Here is a 631-nt window from a genome sequence, read left to right as displayed (position 1 = left end):
ATTAAAAAACTGAAAAAAGGGCGGGGCAGTTCCTGGTTACGTGACCTGATTTACTGGTATATGCCAACAGCCCTGCTGCGCGGTATTTTTCATAATGTTCCCGATTCGTGTTTCCGGCAGTGGATTAAATAGAACTGATACCAGGATTGTTATATGGAACACGGTGCCCGTTTAAGTACCAGTCGTGTAATGGCCATCGCCTTTATATTTATGTCAGTGCTTATTGTTCTCAGCCTCTCTGTTAACCTCATTCAGGGGGTGAATAACTACCGTCTTCAGAATGAGCAACGCACTGCCGTGACCCCAATGGGATTTAATGTGCCCTTTGCCGTGTCACAGAACAGTGCCGATGCCTCTTATTTGCAGCAGATGGCGCTGTCATTTATTGCCCTCCGTCTGAATGTCTCACCGGAAATCGTCGATGCTTCACATCAGGCGCTTCTGCAATATATCCGCCCGGGTGCACAGAACCAGATGAAAGTTATTCTGGCTGAAGAAGCGAAACTCATTAAAAAAGATAACGTGAATTCTGCTTTTTTCCAGACCAGTGTCCGTGTCTGGCCTCAGTATGGTCGTGTGGAAATCCGTGGAATTCGGAAAACATGGATTGGTAACTCCGAACCTTTTACTG

The 631-nt window shown here is 46.3% G+C and carries 2 protein-coding genes; both read left to right on the top strand.

Annotated elements, in window-relative coordinates; genetic code table 11:
* Entirely contained in the window at positions 1-132 is a 132-nt protein-coding gene (gene traL, locus ACFFNX_RS52590) for a type IV conjugative transfer system protein TraL (protein ID WP_077761874.1), read from the top strand.
* 21 nt (positions 133-153) lie between these two features.
* Positions 154-631 (top strand): type IV conjugative transfer system protein TraE (traE, locus tag ACFFNX_RS52585; protein WP_378213893.1); only part of this gene is annotated, 478 nt, incomplete at its 3' end.

Origin of the sequence: Actinoallomurus acaciae (assembly GCF_042429965.1) — a bacterium.
GTDB classification, from domain to species: Bacteria; Actinomycetota; Actinomycetes; order Streptosporangiales; family Streptosporangiaceae; genus Actinoallomurus; species Actinoallomurus acaciae.
Note: the sequence above shows the minus strand (reverse complement) of the source record. Positions and strands in the feature narration are given on the sequence as shown.